Origin of the sequence: Asaia prunellae JCM 25354, from assembly GCF_000613885.1 — a bacterium.
GTDB classification, from domain to species: domain Bacteria; phylum Pseudomonadota; class Alphaproteobacteria; order Acetobacterales; family Acetobacteraceae; genus Asaia; species Asaia prunellae.
The window spans coordinates 1-1,174 of sequence record NZ_BAJV01000034.1 but is presented as its reverse complement, the minus strand read 5'-3'; the positions used below and the strand labels follow the sequence as shown (position 1 = coordinate 1,174).

Here is a 1,174-nt window from a genome sequence, read left to right as displayed (position 1 = left end):
CCCACTCTGTGGCCAATGGGCAGCCTTATCTGCCGCCATCTGATGTTCCCACGATCGATGCTGGGCAGGGGATTTATTTTGACTTCAACTGGGGGGCACGCGTCCTGCTTCCCAAACAGGCAGAAGGGCGCTGGCGGGCCACGCTGACAGATCTCGATAATTCGACGATCATATTCCAGGGTGATCTGGAAGAGGGGCATCTGTCTTCAACCAAGAAGTTCTATATCCGCTTTGCGGTCGATGTGCAGCGTATTGCGCCTGATGGTACTGAGACCAGAGTGCTGCACCATGAGTTCGACGCACAGGATAATTATGTTCTGGTGCAGCTTCCGGTTGGTACGCTGGGCGATACGCTGGGCTGGTTTCCCTATGTTGCCCGTTTTGCTGAACAGAGTGGTGCCCGTGTGATCTGTACGCTGGCGGCTGTGTTTATACCGCTTTTCCAGAAAGCCTATCCAGGCATACAGCTGATGACGAAAGAGGAGCTGGAAAACAGCCCTCTGCGCCGGCAGATCTATGCGACGTATAATATTGGCCTGTTTTTCGATGACACGGACAATATCAACCAGCCCTGCGATTTCCGCTATGTCGGCCTGCATCGTACGGCGGGCTATATTCTGGGTGTCGATCCTGCAGAAACACCCCCGAAGATTGTCATTGAGGATGATACGCGCCCCATCAAGGAGCCATATGTCTGTATTGCGACCCAGGCATCAGCGCAGTGCAAATACTGGAATAATCCGGGAGGATGGCACGGGGTTGTGGAATTTCTGAAAAAGCGTGGCTATCGCGTGATCTGTATTGATCAGAGGCCTTTCAACGGTTCCGGAATTGTCTGGAACCATATACCGAATGGCGCTGAGGATGAGACCGGCAACAAGCCGCTGGCCGAGCGCGCGCGCTGGCTCAAACATGCAGATCTCTTTATCGGGCTCAGTTCCGGATTGAGCTGGCTGGCCTGGGCTATGGGTACGAAGACAGTCATGATCTCCGGCTTTACCCATCCGAACAACGAGTTTCACACGCCATGGCGCATCATCTCATGGCATAGCTGCAATTCCTGCTGGAATGACCCGAGGCATCAATTCGATCATGCCGATTTTCTCTGGTGCCCGAGACATGCCAATACAGAGCGTCAGTTCGAGTGCTCACGCCTGATCTCAACAGATATCGT

The 1,174-nt window shown here is 53.7% G+C and carries 1 protein-coding gene; it reads left to right on the top strand.

Annotation, left to right across the window (positions count from 1 at the left end; genetic code table 11):
- Positions 1-8: 8 nt before the first annotated feature.
- Positions 9-1,174: autotransporter strand-loop-strand O-heptosyltransferase (locus JCM25354_RS15375; protein WP_051537449.1), on the top strand; the 1,166-nt coding region annotated here is incomplete at its 3' end.